The organism is Alcaligenes sp. (genome assembly GCF_050255915.1).
In the GTDB taxonomy this organism is placed as follows: domain Bacteria; phylum Pseudomonadota; class Gammaproteobacteria; order Burkholderiales; family Burkholderiaceae_B; genus Alcaligenes; species Alcaligenes aquatilis.
In genome coordinates this window covers 250,012-269,759 of sequence record NZ_JBFWIQ010000005.1, presented here as the reverse complement: position 1 = coordinate 269,759, position 19,748 = coordinate 250,012, and the positions used below count along the sequence as shown (strand labels likewise).

The following is a 19,748-nucleotide window of genomic DNA, read 5'->3' as shown; positions in this document are numbered from 1 at the left end:
CATCAAAACGATCAGAAGTTATATTTCACGCCACCAAAGAAACTCCTGCCATTGCCCGCCAGATACGTGGGCATCGCCTCCGAAGCCGAGCGACGAATCACATAACTGCTGGCGTAAGTCTTATCAAAAATGTTATCTGCCATCAGATACGCACTCCAATGCTTGTCATGCTGATAGGCAACTTTGAATCCCCAAATGGCATACGCATTTTGATGCGTGCCTTGCACATTCTGATGATTGGTCGGCGTATCCGAAGCCAGCCAGCGCACGTTCGGTCCGACACGCCAACCACCCCGTCGATACATCAGCTCTGCCCCCAGCAAATGCTTGGGCACCCCGGCAATGCGATTGCCCTCATACTCGCCCCCACGGAAACGGAAATCGCTGTAGGTATAGGACAGGCGATAGTCCCAACGTCCTGCCGCCGGAGCAGGCAAAGAACCGCTCAAACCCGCTTCCACCCCCTGGTGCCGTGTGCGATCGCCATAGTTGAACGTCACTGACGACGCCCCCGTCGCATCACTGACAGCCATCAGCTCATCTTTCACATTGCTGCGATACACGGCCAAGGACCAATCCACCGCCGATTCACCGCTGCCAAACCGCCCTGCCCCACCCAACTCAAAAGTCGTGGCCTTTTGCACATTCAATTCCGTCAGCCCCGTCACTGCCGAACGCACATTCATGGGCTGGGGCACTTGCGCACTGATGATCTCCCAATACGTAGGCGCCTCATGACTGCGGCTGACATTGGCAAACACCCGCAAATCCTCGGACGGCTGCCACACCACGCCCAGTTTCGGGCTGGCATACGACCATTTCTGATCCAAGGTCTCGCCACCCAAACGATTGCGCGCGTCACGAATCGCCTGGCTGTACTTCACATCCCCCACCACCGTCCACTGGGGTGCCACATTCCAGCTCAAGCCCAAGAGCGCATTGCGGTTTTCAGCACGCAGGCGATAGTCCCCAAAAAACAAGGCGCGGCTGCCATTGGCGGGATTAACCGCGTACAGCTCACGATCCATATCACTGCGCGCCCAGTCCAGCGCAAAGCGATAATCCAGGCTACCTTCACGGCCCGCTACCTGCCATTGCGCCCCATAGGTATGCCCTTTGGTGGGCGAGGACACCTGCGGATTCGTAAAAGTATCGTCCACGGTCTGCCAGTACAGGCCCACGGTCTGGTTGAACTCCTCCGTTCCCCAATAGCTGCGGTTAGCCAAGCGGAACTGCGTGGCTTTGCGATTCGGGTCACGCTTATAGACATTCGCCGCCCTGTCCTGCGGCGTGTCGTAATCACCCATCACACTGCGCGGATCGCTGTAGAGACGTTCACGCGGGACCACATTGGGAATATCAAACTTCAAATCCACATAAGACAGGTAGGTGCGGTTCTCGAGCTGCCCGCGTTTGAAGCCAATATTGCCCTGCACATTCGTACGCTCGGAGTCCGAGTGATGGCGATAGCCATCGGCCTTGTCATGGCTGACAGCCAAGCGCCCGTCGAATTCGTCCGTCTGAAAACCCTTGGCCGCATACAAACCCAGACGCCCAAAGCTGCCGCCTTCCACGCTGATGGTGTCGCCTTGCGTGCCGCTCATGGAGCGGAAATCCAGCTCACCACCCAAGGTGGTCGCACTGGCCGACAAGGCATTTGCACCTCGGCGCACACTGATCAGGGAACTGTTACGCGGTTCCAGAAAACCAATCACAAACGAGCCATCCGCCTCGTTCAAAGGCAGGCCATCTTGCAACAACAAAACACCTCGATTGACCGGATTACTTTGAATGCCCGAACCCCGGATATTGAGCCGTGGCTGATCAATGCCACCAAAAAAATCCTGCACCACCAGACCGGGCTGATAGTCCAGAGCATCGCGCAAGGTCACCAGACGCACTTCGTGCTGCGGCAGAATCAAGTTGGTGCCACCGGGCACGGCATCCAGACGGGCTTTCTCTTGTCGCAGATCAGCCTGCAGCACGCTTTGCCCAACAGGCGCCTTGATGACAATGGGAGACAAGGTGGAGGTAGACGGCTCGGCCCAGGCGGCGCCCGACCACAGCCCTCCCAGCGCCAGGCTGACCGTCAGCCGACGCAATACAGGAACGTGTGACATCGTATTCTCGATAGAAAGTGAAATTACCAGTGCAGATAAAACATGGTCTTGGCCAGGATCACGATCCCGACCATGTGACAGAACACGCTTAGGTGAATGCGCTTGAAATGGATGGACTTCATGCGTCCGGTGCGTCGCAAGGTCATAGCGGTCAGAAAGTGAGCAAAAACGCTCAACGCCAACAGAATCTTGATGGTCAGGAACAGACCCAAAGTGTTATCAAAAGGATGGGCCAGCGCCGCGCGGTGATGCCAGGCCAAACCTATCCCGGCGCTGTACAGAACCAACAGAACCCAGGGCATGATGCGGCGGGCGCGATCACCAATCGCAATCTCCAATGTACGCATGGCCTCTCGCGGAACGTGCTTGCGTATGCCTTCCAGCATCAGGACTTCAAAAAACACCGTGCCGATGAAAAACAAAGCGGCAAACAGATGGAACAGCAAAATCACGGGATAGGCAGTCATGGCGTTAAAGCCTCCTGAGACAAGAGTTGGGCATACAAAGAATCGGCCAGATGCTCACGGGCAGCGGCATCGCCAGGGCTGGCAGGCTCAAACAGTTGGCCCTGCCCTTTTTGCAGTAGCAGGCAAGAGTCGGCCACCCGCATCAGTTCGCGAGGTTGATGGCTGACATACAGCAGTGCCGCTCCGGTTTCTTCCAGACAACGCAGGCAGACTTGGGCCAGACTATGGCGCAAGGCCGGGTCCAGGGCACTGAACGGTTCGTCCAGCAGCAGAAGATCCGGCTGCAAGGCAAAGGCGCGGGCCAGTGCCACCCGCTGCGCCATGCCACCAGACAACTCCCCCGGCCAGCACTGGGCAACACTGGCCAGCTCTACCTGAGCCAACCAATACATGGCACGCTCGCGGGCTTGTACCGCCGACAGGCCCTGCGCCCGCAACGGAATCTGCACGTTGTCCAGCACGCTGCGCCAAGGCAGTAAACGAGGCTGCTGAAACACCAGCACGGGGTGACGAAACGGGTTCCAGATCTGGCCGCTATCGGGTTTGATCAGCCCCGCCACCAAACGCAGCAAGGTACTTTTGCCTTCACCACTAGGCCCCAGAACGCCCAGGCGCTGCCCGGCTTTCAAAGTGAAACTTAAATCCTGCAAAACCGGCTTTTGTCCAAACAGGACCTGGACATGGCGTAGCTCAAGCATGGCTGTCCTCCCGCCACTGTCCCAAGCGACACTGCAAGGGTTGCAGCAGAACAAATTCAATCGCGGCCACCAATCCCAGAATCAACACCACCCAGGCATACAGCTCGGCACTGTCAAAGGTGCTGCGCGCATTGGCCAAGGCATAGCCTGCACCACTTTCTGCGCCCAGCACTTCGGCCATCACCACCAGACGCACACCGCCGCAGCAGGCAATCAACAAGGCAGCCGTCAAGGGAGCCGTTAAAGAAGGCAGATACAGGTGACGCAGACGACGCCACCAGCCAAAGCGATAAACGTGGCTCATCTCGATCAAGTCGCGGTCCACCTGCAACATGCCTTTGACCGTGTTGACGTACATGCCCGGCACCATCATCAGCACCGTCATGAAAATCACCATGCCCGAGCCCAGACCAAACCACAGCATGGCCAGCACAACGACCACCACAGGCGGGATCGCCATCAGCAGCCAGCGCAAAGGCTCCAGCAGGCCACGCAGGCGCGGGCTATGTGCCGCCAGAATCCCCAGCGTAAAACCGATGGAGCAACCCACACTGACGCCGACTGCCACGCGCAAGAGGCTGGCTCCAGCGTCATTCAGAAAGTGGCCGGACATCATCAAACGCGGAATCGCGCGGGCGGTTTCTATAGGCGAGGCCATCAACAAAGGCCCCAGAAACAGGGCGCTGATCTGCCAGCACAGCAAGATCAGCAACACACCCACAACACCCCAGACGCGTGAGCTACGGGCCGTCAAATGAGGCTTGACCTTCATGGCCCATAAAACCCGGCAGCAGGCAGACCACCCCCCAAGGCTTGGGGGTGCTGATCCGCCAGCAATTGATACAGCGCTTCCAGTTGAGGGCGGATTTCACTGGCTGGATGACTATCCAGACGGGTCTTTTCAATCGCAGTTTGAATTGCCGGAACAGGGAACTGAGGCAAATAGCCATGAACCATTTGGGCGCACGCTTGCGGTTGCTGACTGCACCAACGGGCCGACTCGGCATACGCCCGCTCCACAGCCTGATTCAGCTCGGTGTCCTGAGCCACGGTGACGTTAGCCATGACACCGGCTTGGGGCAGTGCCTGTTGCGAAGGGAAAACCTCCGCCCAGGCTTGCTCCAGGCTTTGGCCGCGATGCAGATCTACCTTCTTCTGCTCTGCCTGCCACAAGAGCAAAGAAGCGGTAGGCTCCACCAGCAAGGCTTGATCCCCCTGCCCGGTCAGCATCAAAGCAATGGCATCCTGAGCATCGCGGGTACGGCGCAAGCGCACGGCATCCTTGCCCGGCTCGGCTTGCTTGGCCAGCAAGGTATCCAGCAGAACAGCAGGCAGATCACGCTGGAATGGCACCAGCAGCTCTTTACCAGCCAGATCGCTAAAGTCCTTGACCGCCGGATCTCGGCTGACCAGCCACAAAATCCCCCAGACCGAGATATTCAATTGCTTGACGGCTTGCCCCTTGTTGAACATCAAGGCGGACAAATTGCTGGGTGCGGCGCTGTAATCCACTTCTTTTTTGGCCAGCAAAACACGCAACTGATCCGGGTTTTGCCACAGACGAAATTCCAGCTTGTCCGTGTATTGGCTCAAGGCCTGGGTTTGCGCCATATGCATCAAGGGATAGGACACCACCGCAGCGGGGCCAGCCAGAGTCAGGGACTCGTAGCGGGGCGCGGCCTGGGCACCTGCGACACACAAGGCCAAGAGCAAACCAGCCCAAACACGCCCCGAGATGCGGCGGATGACTATGCCACGGCCATCTCTTTTGGAAATACCCAGCACCGTAGCGCTAAACCGCGCCAGAACCCGCTCCTTAACTGCATCAAAAACGTGAGGCTGTGCCCCGGTTTTTAGATCAGGTTCATCCAGACGGGGCATGGCAGCATGCTTACCCGATACGCCAGCATCGATTGCCCTGGGAACAGCCTGGTTTAAAGTCAGCCCACCCGCGTGGCAGGCTATCGCCTGCTGCCCTCTGTCTGAACGGGCATTTTTTGCCTGAGGAGCAGCCCAGCGGCAAAACCCTTGATAGCTATATGGCATGAAGATTCGTATAATGAGAACTATTATCAAATGGAAATTCTCCCATCTTCATCTCAGCGCCCAAATGACAAAAGTCAACATGCCCGGCCTGTGCCCCGCTTTGTTTGAATTACTGGCCCGCCACCGCCTCCTTCAAGGTTTGCCCATCGAGGCCATCGAACATTTGTGCCGTGACGCCTTGGCTCAACACGCCTATCCGGGACAGATCCTGTTCGATGAAGGAGACGAGGCCCGCTATTGCTTGCTGGTCGATAGCGGCCAGGTAGAAATCCTGCGCTATAGCCAAAATGGCGACGAACGTGTTTTTCACGTGTTCGATCCCGGTCAACTGGTGGCGGAAGCGGCCATGTTCATGCCCCACGGCCGCTACCCCATGTGCGCACGAGCAAGGGGGCCCGTGCATGTTTACAAGCTCTCACGCAGCAGTTTGCAAGAAGCCTGCCGTCGCTGGCCCGACCTGGCCATGAACATGATGGCCGGCCTGAGCAGTGCCTTATATGCACAGGTCAATAAAGTGGACTGGATTTCCGCCAGCTCAGCGGCCGAGCGCCTAGCCAACTACTTGCTGAATCTGCAAGCCCGCCAAGGGGAAAATATCCAGCTTCCCTTGAACCAGCGGCAACTGGCCTCCCATTTGGGCATACGGGCAGAAACCTTGAGCCGTTTGTTTACCGACTGGCAGGCGCGCGGCTATGTCAGTGGCAAACGCAGCGACTGGCAAGTACGCGACCAGGCGCATCTACGACGTTTAGCCAGCCCTGCACAACGCTCCTTTTAAGTAGCCTCAGGCCTATCAACGCAACATCGTCCAACTGAATCCATCAGCCCCTGACGCAGGGCCACAGGCCCCCTCTTTTTTAGTCGCTGCCTTAAAAACGGAGCAAGTGTTCATCGCTGCCTCAAACCAGAAGCAAATTCGCGCCGCCGCCATACCGTCATGACTTTTGTCATTGGAGGACCTTTCAAGCAGACCGAGAATGCCGGCTTTTAGCCCCTTTGCTTGATATCCATGACACACGCGCTGCCGCAGGCCGATTACACCGAAGCCGACATCCGCCAATTGGTGACCCAGTTCTACGCCCAGGTACGGCAAGATGCACAGCTAGGCCCGATTTTTGAACACACGGTGAAAAACTGGGACGAGCACCTGGATATGCTGTGCGATTTCTGGTCGGCCATTTTGCTGGGCACACGCCGCTTCAAGGGCGCCCCCATTGCGCGCCATGCGGCCCTGCCCACCTTATCCTGGCCCTTGTTTGAGCGCTGGCTGGCAATTTTCCACCAAACCACAGCGACGCTGGGCAAACCCGCCCTGCAAGAAAAGGCAGACGCCATGGCAGACCGCATTGCCGCCAAACTTTGGCAAACCTATCAGGCGCAAAGCAATCAAACACGCCTGCCCGACACCCTGCCCGAAGGGCTGGAACGCTACAGCCAATCCCCCGTTTTCACGCCAGACAATTTGCCCGAGGCCCTACGCCGCGCTCACAACACCAAAGTCGGCACCTGGGGGCTATTACGGGTCCAAACCGGCGTGCTGCGTTTTGCGCTGGACCAGGAGCCCTTTACCGAAGTGGTCCTGACCGCCGGGCAATGCGTGGCGATTGAGCCCCAGGTCCTGCATCACGTGGAATTCGAGCTGCCCGGCAGCTTCCAGATCGAGTTCTTCAAACAAGCCCGCTGAATTGAAAAAATCCCTTACAAATAGTAGGTGAATACCCGCATCACCGACTACACTTGCGGCTCTGGCGTGAAAACCTCAATAGAATCAAGATTATTCTTGGTCAATTAGACACGCCCATCAGGCCGGACCCTTACGTTCAACGCTTATACTGTTCAACTATAAACCAGGGGCACCGCTCACAAGGCGCCCCCTTCAGATTTCAAACACGAAAACACAATCCTATTGGAGAGCCGCATGGTGAACATGAATCGGCGTCAGTTCTTCAAAGTGACGGGGGCCTCGCTGGCCAGTTCCAGCATGGTTTTGCTGGGCGCTGCGCCCACCCCCGCCATGGCGGAAGTCAGGCAGTACAAACTGACCCGCATGACAGAGACGCGAAATACCTGTCCTTACTGTTCTGTAGCCTGTGGGGTGCTGCTGTACTCCCGTGGTGACGGTGCCATGAATGCCGAGCCCAGTGTGGTTCACATCGAAGGCGACGCGGATCACCCGGTCAACCGCGGCACACTCTGTCCCAAGGGCGCAGGCTTGGTGGATTTCATCAAGAGCCCTAACCGACTCAAATACCCCGAATACCGCGCCGCTGGCTCGGACAAATGGGAACGCATCTCCTGGGAAGACGCTTTCACGCGTATTGCCAAGCTGATGAAAGAAGACCGCGACGCCAACTTCCAGACCACGGCTGAAGACGGCACCGTCGTCAACCGTTGGCTGACCACGGGCATGCTGGCGGCGTCGGCAAGCAGTAACGAAGTGGGCTATATCACCCATAAAGTCATCCGCAGCATGGGTGTACTGGCGTTCGATAACCAAGCACGTGTCTGACACGGCCCGACGGTGGCAGGTCTTGCCCCGACGTTTGGCCGTGGAGCGATGACGAACCATTGGGTCGACATCAAGAACGCGGATATTGTGCTGATTATGGGCGGCAACGCAGCCGAGGCGCACCCCTGTGGGTTCAAATGGGTGACCGAGGCCAAAGCACACAACAATGCAAAACTGATCGTTGTGGATCCACGCTTTACGCGTTCGGCATCCGTGGCGGACTATTACGCACCGATACGTACCGGTAGTGACATCACCTTTCTGGGTGGCGTCATCAAATACCTGCTGGATAACGACAAGATCCAGCACGAATACGTGCGCAACTACACCGATATGCCCTTTATCGTGCGCGAAGACTTTGACTTCGAGCAGGGGCTGTATTCGGGCTACAACGAAGAAAAACGCAGCTACGACCGATCCTCCTGGGACTACGAGCTGGGCGAGGACGGCTATGTCAAAACCGACCCGACCTTGCAACACCCACGCTCGGTTTACCAACTGCTGCGCAAGCACTACGAGCGCTACACGCCCGAGATGGTGGAACGCGTCTGTGGCACGCCCAAGGACAAATTCCTGAAAGTCTGTGAAATGCTGGCCTCGACCGCTGAACCGGGTCGCGCGGGCACCATTTTGTATGCACTGGGCTGGACGCAACACACGATTGGCTCGCAGATCATCCGTACCGGCGCTATGGTGCAGTTGCTGCTGGGCAATATTGGTATTGCCGGCGGTGGCATGAACGCGCTGCGCGGACACTCCAATATTCAGGGTCTGACTGACCTGGGTTTGATGTCCAACCTGCTGCCCGGCTATCTGACCTTGCCCAACCAGGCCGAGCAAGAGTTTGACGGCTACATTGGCGCACGTGCCCTTCAACCGCTACGCCCTAACCAGCTGAGCTACTGGCGCAACTACAAGAAGTTCCACGTCAGCCTGATGAAGGCCTGGTTCGGTGATGCCGCCCAGGCCGAGAACAACTGGGCCTATCACTACCTGCCCAAGCTGGACAAGCTCTACGACATGCTGCAAGTGTTCGAGCTGATGGACGAAGGCAAGATGACGGGCTACATCTGTCAGGGCTTTAACCCCCTGGCGGCGGCACCGTACAAGGCCAAGCTGCTGCGTGGTTTCTCCAAGCTCAAGTACATGGTCATCATGGACCCGCTGGTCACGGAAACGTCAGAGTTCTGGAAGAACTATGGCGAACACAATGATGTCGATTCCGCTTCCATCCAGACCGAAGTGTTCCGTCTGCCCACTACCTGTTTCGCCGAGGAAGAAGGCGCACTGGTGAACTCGGGCCGCTGGTTGCAATGGCACTGGAAGGCCGCCAACCCTCCGGGCGAGGCCAAGAGCGACATTGAGATCATGAGTACGCTGTTCACGCATATTCGCTCGCTGTATCAGAAAGAAGGCGGCGCCTTCCCTGACCCGATCCTGAACCTGTCCTGGCCGTACTCCAACCCGGATGATCCAACCGCCGCTGAACTGGCCAAGGAATACTCGGGACGAGCACTGGTTGACCTGGTCGACCCCAAAGATCCGACCAAGATCATACGTAAAGCAGGCGAACAGCTCGATGGCTTTGCCCAATTGCGCGACGACGGCACCACGCTCAGTGGTTGCTGGATCTATGCCGGCGCCTGGACACAGCAAGGCAATATGATGGCTCGCCGAGACAATAGCGATCCAACCGGCATCGGCCAGACGCTGAACTGGGCCTGGGCCTGGCCAGCGAACCGTCGCGTGCTCTACAACCGTGCCTCCTGTGACCTGAACGGCAAACCCTTTGACCCACGCCGCAACCTGGTTCACTGGGACGGCAAGCGCTGGGGGGGTGCAGATGTCCCTGACTACAAAGCCGATGAAAACCCGGCCGATGGCATGGGACCGTTCATCATGAACCCCGAAGGGGTGGCCCGCTTCTTTGCCCGAAAAGGCATGGCAGAAGGCCCCTTCCCCGAGCACTACGAGCCCTTTGAAAGCCCGCTCAGCTACAACCCGCTCAGTCCTGACGAGCCCCGTGCCATTACCAACCCGGCCGCGCGTATCTTCAAGGACGACCTGGCCGCCATGGGTACGGTAGACAAGTTCCCTTATGTGGGCACAACCTACCGCCTGACCGAGCACTTCCACTACTGGACCAAACACGTGGAGCTGAACGCCATCGTGCAGCCTGAACAGTTTGTGGAAATTGGCGAGGAACTGGCCAAGGAAGTGGGCATCGTGCACGGTGACCGCGTCAAGGTGTCCTCCAACCGGGGCTATATCAAAGCCGTGGCGGTGGTGACCAAGCGCATCAAGGCCCTGAACGTGGATGGCAAAGTTGTCCACCAAGTGGGGATCCCGCTGCACTGGGGTTTTGTGGGTCTGGCCCGACCCGGTTTCCTGATCAATGCGCTGACACCGCCCGTCGGGGACGGCAACTCGCAAACGCCGGAAACCAAGGCCTTTCTGGTTCAACTTGAAAAGGTTAAGGAGTAAGCCATGGCCTTGCAATCACTCGATATCAAACGGCGCTCCGCAACCACCACCCCATCGCCCAGCGTGCGCGAGCCCGTGGGCGGGGAGGTGGCCAAGCTGATCGACACCAGTAAGTGCATTGGCTGTAAGGCCTGTCAGGTCGCCTGCATGGAATGGAACGATACGCGCGACAAAATCGGCCACAACGTCGGGGTGTATGACAACCCGGCCGACCTAACCGACAAGTCCTGGACCATCATGCGCTTTGCGGAGTATGAAAACCCCGCTGGCGATCTGGAATGGCTGATTCGCAAAGACGGCTGTATGCACTGCGAGGATCCGGGCTGTCTGAAGGCCTGTCCCTCGCCGGGCGCCATCGTGCAGTACACCAACGGCATTGTGGATTTCCACGAGGAAAACTGCATTGGCTGCGGCTACTGCGTGACCGGTTGTCCTTTCGATGTGCCCCGCATTTCGGAAAAGGACAAGAAAGCCTACAAGTGCACCTTGTGTTCAGACCGTGTCGCGGTCGGACAGGAACCGGCCTGTGCCAAGACCTGTCCGACCGGCGCGATTGTGTTCGGTACGAAAGAAGACATGCAGCACCACGCTGCGGAACGTATTGAAGACCTGAAATCGCGTGGCTTTGAAAACGCCGGTCTGTACGACCCGGCTGGAGTGGGTGGCACCCACGTCATGTATGTGCTGCATCATGCCGACAAGCCCGAGCTGTACAGCGATCTGCCCAAGGACCCGCAAATCAGCCCGATGGTCTCGCTCTGGAAGGGGGTAGCCAAACCGCTGGGGGTTGCGGCTATGGCACTGACCGCCCTGATTGGTTTCTTCCACTACATCCGAACCGGTCCTAACGAGACTGACGAGGAAGACGAGCGCCGCGCCGATGAGGACGCCCGCAAGATCCAGGAGGCTCACCATGACTGATCACAACCGCAAGGGCATGATTCAGCGCTACACCACCAGTCAGCGCATTAATCACTGGATCATTGCCATGAGCTTTGTGCTGCTGGCCTTGTCCGGGCTGGCGCTGTTTCATCCGTCAATGTACTGGCTGACCAATCTGTTTGGTGGCGGCCCGTGGACACGCATTCTTCACCCGTTTATTGGCGTGGTGATGTTTGTGTGCTTTTTCCTGTTTGCAGCGCGCATGGTACGGCACAATATGTTCTCCAAGGGTGACGCGGCCTGGCTGCGTCACTTCAAGGACGTACTGAACGCCAAGGACGAGCGCATCCCCGAAGTAGGCCGTTACAACGCCGGGCAAAAGATCCTGTTTTTTGCCCTGGTGATCTTCATGATCGGCCTGCTGGCAACCGGTGTGGTGATGTGGCGCGAATACTTTTCCGCCTTCTTCCCCATCTGGGCTATCCGCCTGGCCTCCGTGCTGCACGCGGTCTGCGCCCTGCTGATGATTTGCGCGATTATCGTGCACATCTACGCCGGTATCTGGGTAAAGGGTTCGGTCAAAGCCATGACCCGCGGTACGGTGACCCGTGCCTGGGCCTGGAAACACCACCGTGCCTGGTTCCGTGAAGAAATGGGAAAAGGTCCCAGCCGTCCTGCTGAATAAGCGGGGATCGGTTTTATCAGCAACCCGGCTGCCATGCGCCATTTCGGGCATGGCAGTCTTGTTTTCAGGAGTCTGTCTTGCAACGCATCCTTCCGCGCGGCGAAATCGAAAGTCTGGACCACACTTCCATCCCCCGACTGCGCCTGCCTGTGCGAGCCAGCGTCTTTGCAGACCGGGCAGCACGTCTGCGTCAATTGTCTGCCGACAATCCCGTCGGTGCCTACCTGCTCTTGCTGGCGCATCTGGTGGACGGGCAGCACAAGCAGCTCACTGCGCTTGCCCCTGCCGAACTGCCTGCTGATGTGCTGGAAACGGCACAACGCCACGGCATGCCGCCCTTGCTGGCCTCGGGCTGGAAGCGCGATCCGCAGTGGCTCAGTATTCTGAGCAGCCTGCTCAATCACATGATCCAGACCTCGGATGTGCCTGCTGCTGCCCAAGAAGTTTGCCAGGGTCTGCTTGAAAAGGCCCAGTCCGACCCGCAAAAGCTAGAAGATCTGGCTGACGCGATTCTGGCCGAGCAATTGCCTGAACAAGACGGTGCCGCCGCACCTTTTGTCATGGCCGCCTTGCAGGTCTACTGGACGCATCTGGCCTGCTCGCTGACCGAAGGCCAACTGTCGGTGACCAGCCCCTTTGGCGTATGTCCGTCCTGCGGCAGCCTGCCCGTATCCAGCGTGGTACGTGTGGGTGGTCGTGAAGATGGTTGCCGCTATATGTGCTGCCCACGCTGCAGCGTGGAATGGCATCTGGTACGTGTGACCTGCTCGCACTGCGAAAGCACGAAAAGCGTGGCTTACCACGCCATTGAAGATGGCCCGGAAGGCATCAAGGCCGAGTCCTGCGACAACTGCCATACCTACCGCAAAATCTTCTACCAGGAAAAGCAGTTGGGCATAGACCCGGTGGCGGACGACCTGGCCAGTCTGGCTCTGGACGTTTTGATGGGCGAAGAAGGCTATTCCCGCGCCAGCGGCAATCCGCTTCTTTGGCAGCAGTCTTAAGCTAAGATTCCCCTACGCCTTGTACGCAAGGCGTAGCTGACGGACCCTGCCCATAGACTCAAATGCCTGCCTTTGAATGATGAGCCCTACTCCTGAACTCTCCCCCGCCCATATCCCTTCCCTGGATCGCTTACTGCGCTCGCCAGAGTTCGAGCCTTTACTAAGCCAGTTCGGTCACACACGCCTCAGTCAAAGCACTCGCGCCCATTTGCAAGTACTGCGGGATACGTTGTTCAAGGGAGCACTACGTCCTCAGGACCTGGCGCCCGCCCAGCTCGCCCAAGCACTGCAGGCCAAGCTACAAGAAGAATCCCGACTGCAGCTGCGCCCGGTTTTCAATCTGACCGGCACCGTGCTGCACACCAATCTTGGGCGTGCGATGCTACCGGATGAAGCCATCCAGGCTGTCGTCCAGGCCATGCGTTCACCCGCCAATCTGGAATTTGACCTGCAAACCGGTGGCCGAGGCGACCGGGATGACCTGATCAACCCCTTGCTTTGCGAACTGACCGGTGCTGAAGCCGCCACGGTGGTCAACAATAACGCCGCCGCCGTGCTGCTGATGCTCAGCACCCTGAGTCCCCGGCGCGAAACCGTGGTGTCGCGCGGCGAACTGGTAGAAATTGGCGGTGCCTTCCGTATCCCTGACATCATGAAGCGCGCCGGTGCCCGCCTGCATGAAGTGGGCACCACCAACCGTACCCACGCAGCTGATTACGAGAACGCCATCAACGAGCGCACAGCCATGTTGATGAAGGTGCATTGCAGCAACTACGCCGTCAAAGGTTTCACCAAAAGCGTTTCAGTCGAAGAAGTGGCACAGATCGCCAGGAAACACGGCCTGCCCACCAGCGTGGATCTGGGCAGCGGCACCTTGGTGGATCTCAGCCAATGGGGCCTGCTGCCCGAACCCACCGTGCGTGAAACCATCGAAGCCGGGGCCGATATCGTGACCTTCAGCGGCGACAAACTGCTGGGTGGCCCCCAGGCCGGTCTGATCGTAGGCCGCGCAGACCTGATCGCCAAGATCAAGAAGAACCCGCTTAAACGCGCTTTGCGTGTAGGCAAAATCACACTGGCCGCGCTGGAACCGGTACTGGCCTTGTACCGTTCGCCCGAGCGCCTACCCGAACACCTGACCACCCTTCGTTTGCTGACCCGGCCATCGGCGCAGATGCGCGCCCAGGCGCTGCGTCTGGCACCTGTTTTGCAGCAATGGGTAGGAACACAATTTGCTGTCGAACCCACTGCCATGTTGAGCCAGATTGGCAGCGGTGCTCTGCCCGAGGATGTGCTGCCCAGCTTTGGATTGCGCTTCGCCTACAAAGGCACGGGCCGTGCTGGCCGCCATCTGACAGAGCTGGAAAAACGCCTACGCACTTTGCCCCAGCCCGTCATCGGGCACATTGCGCAAGATGCCTTTTGGCTGGACCTGCGCTGTTTGGAAGAACAATTTGAAGCTGACTTCAGCGTACAACTGATCTGCGAGCAAGCATGATTGTTGGTACTGCAGGACATATTGATCACGGCAAAACCACCTTGATCCGCGCCTTGACGGGTGTGGATACCGACCGTCTGGAAGAGGAAAAAAAGCGCGGTATCTCCATCCAGTTGGGCTATGCCTATACGCCTTTACCCGACGGGCAGATTCTGGGATTTATTGATGTTCCCGGCCACGAGCGTCTGGTACACACCATGGTCGCAGGTGCAACCGGCATTGATTTTGGCCTGCTGATCGTGGCCGTAGATGATGGCGTCATGCCGCAAACCCGCGAGCATTTGGCGGTGCTGCAACTACTGGGTTTAGACGCCGGAGCCATCGTGCTGAGCAAGGCGGATCGCGCCGATGCCGCTCGGATTGAAACCGTCAAAGCCCAGCTGCAAACACTTGTCCAAGGAAGTTTTCTGGACAATGCGCCCGTCTTCGTTGTCGATGCCCTGTCCGAGGACAAACCCGGTCTGGAAGCGTTACGCCAGCATCTGCACACACAGGCCATGCAATCCACCACACAGGATGGCCAAGGCTATTTCCGTCTGGCCATTGACCGTGTTTTCACCCTGCAAGGCCACGGCACGGTCGTGACCGGCACGGTGCACGATGGCGTACTGGATCTGGATGGCCCGGCGATGGACTTGCGCCTGATGCCACGCGGCACGCCGGTACGTGTGCGCAGTATTCATGCCCAGAACCAGGCTTCGCGCCAGGCCCGCGCCGGCCAGCGTTGTGCCCTGAACCTGGGTGGAATTGATGTACAGGATATCGAGCGTGGCGACTGGCTGGCCGACGCTCGCTGCTTCATCCCCTCCACACGTATCGACGTGGAGCTGAGCCTGCTGGATAAAGATATTCCCGCCCTACGCACCTGGTCGCCCTGGCATGTCCACATGGGGGCCGCTCACCTGACGGCCCATGCCGTGCCTTTGGATGGCGAATCCTTGCAGCCCGGCCAGACCGGCAAAGTCCAACTGGTCTTTGACCGTCCCATCTGCACCGTAACGGGCGAGCGCTTTATCGTGCGTAATGCCCAGGCCAGCGAAACAGTCGGCGGCGGGATTGTGCTGGACCCGAATGCTCCGGACCGCAAACGACGCTCTACGACACGTCTTGCCTGGCTGGACGCCTTGGCACAATGGACGCGCGGCGGACCATTGGAGGGCCTGCTGGCCCACGCGCCTTACGGTCTGGACGAAGCAACACTGCTGCGTCTGTCAGGAGGATCTCAACACGGCTTGAGCGCCCCTGCCAATGCCCGCTGGCGCACCGGATCTCGCCCACAAAGTCAGCCTATCTTGCTAAGTGATGCGCGCCTGGAAACGCTGTGTCAGCACATAGAAAGCGTGGTGCTGCAGTATCACGAGCGCAATCCGGACGAACCGGGCCTGTCCATCAGCCGCTTGCGACGCATGGCCGCCCCCACCATGCCCGACGCCATCTGGCAACTGCTGACCGAGCACCTGCTGGCGGAACATCGCTTGGCCCGCCAAGGGGCCTGGTTGCATACGCCGGGACACCGCGTCACCCTGAGTCCCGAAGATGAAGCCCTGGCTGCCGCCCTGCTGCCCTTGATCGAGGCAGGCCGCTTCGATCCTCCGTGGACACGCGATCTGGCCAAAGCAACCGAGTACCCGGAAGACCAGACTCGCAACGTGCTGCGCCGACTGGTGCGCCAAGGCGAACTGTTTCAGATCGTGCACGACCTGTTCTACCACCGTCGCCAAATCGCAGTCTTGGCCCATATCGTCAAGGAGCTGCACAGCGGCCAGGGCGTCAGCGCCGCGCAGTTCCGGGACGCAACGGGGTTGGGCCGCAAACGGGCCATTCAGATTCTGGAATTTTTTGATCGCGTCGGCTATACACGACGTGTACGTGATCGCCACGTCTTACGCGGCGAAGCCTGGGCGGCAGCGGATTGAAACAAGGGTGCGTTGCGAGTGCTAAAACAGGCAGCGCACTGATCGTTGAAGCGTAATCGGCCCTAACGTATGATAGGGCCTCTTGAAGGAAAGCATCCGTGCCCGGTGGCACGGCCGGGCTTCAAACCCGGTTGGGGGCGTCAGACGTTCCCAGGTAGGTTCGACTCCTGCTGCTTTCCGCCAATTTCTGCAGCGGCCTCCAGCACACTGGCAGGCCCTGAACTACGGTAACGTCTGTGTGGGCTCAGCCTGCGTCTCAGGCGTTGAACGACGCCCTGCTGTTGGCCCCGAGTCAGAGCACGTCACCGCCAGTACCTGCGCTTGTTGATCCCCCAAGCTAAGCACACTGTGGGGAAGCTCCGAGTCAAAGTAAACGGAATCGCCCGTCTCCAAGGTCATGCTGTGCTCTGCAATGGTCACTTGCACTTGCCCTTGAATCACAAACAAAAACTCTTCTCCCCCATGCGGGAAGGTTGGCGCAGGCTGCTGGTGATCATGCGGAGGGTAAATGACAAAGGGATCCATCAAACGAAAGCGTCGCCGCCCGGCCATGCTCTCGTAACGGTAAACGCTATGGCCGGCTACGCTGGGCAAGGGCATACGATCGTGCCGCCGCACGACACACACACTTTCGTCTTGATCCAGATCCGCCTCTCCGATCAACTGCGACACCCCCATGCCATACGCCTGAGCCAACTTGACCACAGTCGAGATGGACGGCGCACTGACGGCCCGCTCCAGCTTGGACAAATAACTTTTAGTCAGACCAGTACGCTGAGCCAATTGCTCCAGCGACAAGCCATGTTGGCGACGCAGAGCGCGCAAGCGAAAGGGAAGATGGGTCATGTGGGCTAAAAAGAGGTGTGGCGCCCGAGGCCAACCTCAGGGCGCGTAGAAAAAAGCAGCCTCTTATTCTACTCAAAAACATCCGTATGGCGTTTCAGCGCTTTACGGGCATAGTATTCAAAGCCGATCTCGGAGCGACGCGGCCTCAAAATCCAGTCATGAGCCTCCCGACCCAATTCCGGCGCAATAGGCTGAATCTTTCCGGCGGACATCGCCAACAGTTGCATGCGCGCAGTACGCTCAAATTGCAAAGCCAGAACACAAGCCTCTTCTACTGAGGCCGCTGCCACCAACATGCCATGGTGTGACAACAAAATGGCGCGTTTATCGCCTAAGGCCTCAGCAATGATCTGCCCTTCTTCATTGCCCACGGGCACACCAGGCCAATCTTTCAGGAATGCACAGTCCTCATACAAGGGGCAGTTGTCCATATGAGAGACCTCTAGCGGCACCTCCAGCATGGACAGGGCGGCCACATGCAGGGGGTGCGTATGAATGATGCAGTTCACATCGGGTCGAGCACGATACACCCAGGAGTGAAAGCGGTTTGCCGGATTAGGCATGCCGTACCCTTTCAACACGGTCAGGTCCTCGTCCACCAACAAAACATTCGTCGAGGTGATCTCATCAAAACCCAGGCCCAACTGCTGGGTAAAGTACGTGCCCTCCTGTTCCCCGCGTGCGGTGATCTGGCCAGCCAGCCCGGAGTCATGGCCACCATCAAAAAGAATACGGCAAGTCAGCGCGAGCTTTTCGGGGACACTGCGTTCAGGGATTTCAAAAACTGCCTGCATCTGACTTTGTGCCTGTTCAATCAGCACAGATTTAGACAAGCTCATGGTGTCACTCATAACCACTCCTTTTGTAAATGACAATCCTGCTCACAACAGCGGGACATAGCCCGCCAGGGCCTGCATACGTTCAAGCCAACGTCGGACCGATGGATAGCAGCGCAGCTCATAACCACCTTGCTGCGCCATACAGGTATAGGGAAACAAGGCAACATCCGCGATGCTGGGCCTGTCTCCAACAAAATAGCGATGTCGCTGCAAATGCGCCTCCATATGAGCCAGAGCCTTGTTGCCCTGTTCACGCCACGCCAACACCGCAGGAGCATCCACCGCCATCGTGCCGCGCAATGTCACCCACAGTCTTGGCTGGGCAAGGTTGGCCATATGCTGCGTCTGCTCAAAAGACAGCCACTGCAAAACCTGTGCCTGGGCCAGTGCATCGGCGGGCAAGAACGCCGTGCCCTGTGCCAAATACCACAAGATGGCGGCCGACTCCGCCAGCCAGGGTCCCTCCCGAGTCCGCAATACCGGCACCTGTCCCCAAGGGTTGATACGCCGAAACGCCTCGGTATCCAGATCCCCCTCCACGATGGACAGGCTGCGCCGCTGTAGCGCTATACCCAGATAGCCGCACAGCAGTCGTACCTTCCAGCCATTGCCGGTATAGATCGTGTCGATAAGCTCCAGTGCCGGTTGGTTCATCGTCTGCTCCTTACTCCAGACTGATGTCTGCGGTCTGCACAATACGCTGCCACTTGCTGCGCTCGGCCGCGATAAAGTGTTGGTACTCATCCTGGGTTCCGGTGTAGACCTGACTGCCTTGCTGCTCCAGATGAGCTTTGAACTGCGGGTCAGCCAGTGTCTTTTGCAATGCCGCCTCCAACACTGCAACGATCTGCGGTGGCGTACCGGGTGGAGCCAGCAACACGTTCCAGGAACTGATGCGCAGCTCAGGTGCACCCAACTCCGCGCTGGAAGGGACATCAGGAGCAGCCGGGGAACGCTGGCTATCAGCCAAGACCAGGGCGTGGAGCTTGCCCGCCTTCACTTGCGGCATGATCACTGGAATGGCATCCATCACCATGTCAGCATGGCGGCCCACCACCGCGCTGACCGCTTCCCCCCCACTCTTGAAGGGAATATGCCGCACATCAAGCTTCTCCGTTAGCTTGAACAGTTCAATCCCTAAATGTGGAGAACTCCCGACTCCGGCGGACCCAAAGTTCAGCAGACCCGGCTCCTGCCGGGCATGGCTGACCAGTTGGGCGTAGGTCTCTGTACCCAGATCCGAACGAACTGCCAGCACATACGGAGACCCCGTCACCATACCGATAGGCACAAAAGCGTGTGGGTCGTAGTTGATCTTGGAGGCCAGCAAGGGATTGACCACCTGTGTGCCTACGGTCCCCATGAACACGGTGTACCCGTCCGCCTTGGCATTTTGCGCGGCCTGAGCGGCGATCATGCCGCCAGCACCGGCCCTATTTTCAACAATCACGGTCTGATCCAACTCCTTGCCCAACTGCTGGGCAAGAAGGCGTGCCACCAGGTCTGTAATGCCTCCTGCGCCAAAGGGCACGATCAAACGCAGCGGCTGGGCGGGAAACGTCGTTGCCTGCGCCGACCCCGCAATCATCATCAAGGCCGCCCACCCGGCCATCGCTAAACCAAAAATCTTTTTCATGAAGTGTCTCCTGAACTTTTTAAGTTTGAATTGTTCAGGACACATTCTCATCAAAAATGACCCGACGTGTCAAATAAAGAAATTAATGTCCTTCAAGACTTCTATCAGGACCAAGAAA

The 19,748-nt window shown here is 58.3% G+C and carries 17 protein-coding genes and 1 tRNA gene; 9 read left to right on the top strand and 9 right to left on the bottom strand.

Features of this window, described 5'->3' with window-relative positions:
* Positions 1–11: 11 nt before the first annotated feature.
* From AB7E06_RS08705 to AB7E06_RS08685, 5 genes are read right to left on the bottom strand one after another with little or no spacing between them, the layout of a single operon-like run.
* Positions 12–2,120 carry a TonB-dependent receptor family protein gene (locus tag AB7E06_RS08705; protein ID WP_427956358.1) on the bottom strand — a complete coding sequence of 703 codons (2,109 nt, stop codon included), beginning with the start codon at positions 2,118–2,120 and terminating at the stop codon, positions 12–14.
* A gap of 23 nt (positions 2,121–2,143) precedes the next feature.
* Positions 2,144–2,587: a CopD family copper resistance protein gene (locus AB7E06_RS08700; RefSeq protein WP_094197930.1), complete on the bottom strand. Its 444-nt coding sequence runs from the start codon at positions 2,585–2,587 to the stop codon at positions 2,144–2,146.
* Positions 2,584–3,285 carry an ABC transporter ATP-binding protein gene (locus AB7E06_RS08695; RefSeq protein ID WP_427956355.1) on the bottom strand — a complete coding sequence of 234 codons (702 nt, stop codon included), beginning with the start codon at positions 3,283–3,285 and terminating at the stop codon, positions 2,584–2,586. The genes AB7E06_RS08700 and AB7E06_RS08695 overlap by 4 nt, the downstream gene beginning before the upstream one ends.
* Positions 3,278–4,057, bottom strand: coding sequence for an ABC transporter permease (locus AB7E06_RS08690; RefSeq protein ID WP_427956352.1), 780 nt, complete (start codon positions 4,055–4,057; stop codon positions 3,278–3,280). Before AB7E06_RS08690 ends, AB7E06_RS08695 begins: the two co-directional genes overlap by 8 nt.
* Positions 4,054–5,166, bottom strand: coding sequence for an ABC transporter substrate-binding protein (locus AB7E06_RS08685; protein WP_427956349.1), 1,113 nt, complete (start codon positions 5,164–5,166; stop codon positions 4,054–4,056). Before AB7E06_RS08685 ends, AB7E06_RS08690 begins: the two co-directional genes overlap by 4 nt.
* Positions 5,167–5,395: 229 nt before the next feature.
* Here AB7E06_RS08685 and AB7E06_RS08680 point away from each other — a divergent pair, with 229 nt between their 5' ends.
* The 9 genes from AB7E06_RS08680 (at position 5,396) to AB7E06_RS08640 (ending at position 16,492) form a co-directional block, all read left to right on the top strand.
* Positions 5,396–6,109 carry a Crp/Fnr family transcriptional regulator gene (locus AB7E06_RS08680; protein WP_108728434.1) on the top strand — a complete coding sequence of 238 codons (714 nt, stop codon included), beginning with the start codon at positions 5,396–5,398 and terminating at the stop codon, positions 6,107–6,109.
* A gap of 231 nt (positions 6,110–6,340) precedes the next feature.
* Positions 6,341–7,015, top strand: coding sequence for a DUF1971 domain-containing protein (locus tag AB7E06_RS08675; protein WP_427956346.1), 675 nt, complete (start codon positions 6,341–6,343; stop codon positions 7,013–7,015).
* Between the two features lie 234 nt (positions 7,016–7,249).
* Positions 7,250–10,324 carry a formate dehydrogenase-N subunit alpha gene (gene fdnG / locus AB7E06_RS08670; protein WP_159063960.1) on the top strand — a complete coding sequence of 1,025 codons (3,075 nt, stop codon included), beginning with the start codon at positions 7,250–7,252 and terminating at the stop codon, positions 10,322–10,324.
* Between the two features lie 3 nt (positions 10,325–10,327).
* Positions 10,328–11,245: a formate dehydrogenase subunit beta gene (fdxH, locus tag AB7E06_RS08665; protein ID WP_123050420.1), complete on the top strand. Its 918-nt coding sequence runs from the start codon at positions 10,328–10,330 to the stop codon at positions 11,243–11,245.
* A complete protein-coding gene (locus AB7E06_RS08660) occupies positions 11,238–11,891 on the top strand; it encodes a formate dehydrogenase subunit gamma (protein WP_427956342.1) in 654 nt (217 codons plus the stop codon). The genes fdxH and AB7E06_RS08660 overlap by 8 nt, the downstream gene beginning before the upstream one ends.
* A 77-nt stretch (positions 11,892–11,968) precedes the next feature.
* Positions 11,969–12,895: a formate dehydrogenase accessory protein FdhE gene (gene fdhE / locus AB7E06_RS08655; protein WP_230019359.1), complete on the top strand. Its 927-nt coding sequence runs from the start codon at positions 11,969–11,971 to the stop codon at positions 12,893–12,895.
* A gap of 79 nt (positions 12,896–12,974) precedes the next feature.
* Positions 12,975–14,393, top strand: a complete 1,419-nt coding sequence (gene selA / locus AB7E06_RS08650) for an L-seryl-tRNA(Sec) selenium transferase (protein ID WP_427956423.1) — start codon at positions 12,975–12,977, stop codon at positions 14,391–14,393.
* Positions 14,390–16,309, top strand: coding sequence for a selenocysteine-specific translation elongation factor (gene selB, locus AB7E06_RS08645; RefSeq protein WP_427956338.1), 1,920 nt, complete (start codon positions 14,390–14,392; stop codon positions 16,307–16,309). The genes selA and selB overlap by 4 nt, the downstream gene beginning before the upstream one ends.
* A gap of 87 nt (positions 16,310–16,396) precedes the next feature.
* Positions 16,397–16,492, top strand: a tRNA-Sec gene (locus AB7E06_RS08640).
* A 39-nt stretch (positions 16,493–16,531) separates the two neighbouring features.
* Here AB7E06_RS08640 and AB7E06_RS08635 read toward each other — a convergent pair.
* From AB7E06_RS08635 to AB7E06_RS08620, 4 genes are all read right to left on the bottom strand, one after another.
* Positions 16,532–17,155, bottom strand: coding sequence for a helix-turn-helix domain-containing protein (locus tag AB7E06_RS08635; RefSeq protein WP_094197942.1), 624 nt, complete (start codon positions 17,153–17,155; stop codon positions 16,532–16,534).
* Between the two features lie 68 nt (positions 17,156–17,223).
* The gene (locus tag AB7E06_RS08630; RefSeq protein ID WP_427956334.1) at positions 17,224–18,006 is read right to left on the bottom strand and encodes an aldolase; all 783 of its coding nucleotides are present in this window, start codon (positions 18,004–18,006) and stop codon (positions 17,224–17,226) included.
* Positions 18,007–18,036: 30 nt separating this feature from the next.
* Positions 18,037–18,648, bottom strand: coding sequence for a glutathione S-transferase family protein (locus tag AB7E06_RS08625; RefSeq protein WP_108728429.1), 612 nt, complete (start codon positions 18,646–18,648; stop codon positions 18,037–18,039).
* A gap of 10 nt (positions 18,649–18,658) precedes the next feature.
* Positions 18,659–19,630, bottom strand: coding sequence for a Bug family tripartite tricarboxylate transporter substrate binding protein (locus AB7E06_RS08620; RefSeq protein ID WP_427956331.1), 972 nt, complete (start codon positions 19,628–19,630; stop codon positions 18,659–18,661).
* Positions 19,631–19,748: the final 118 nt, after the last annotated feature.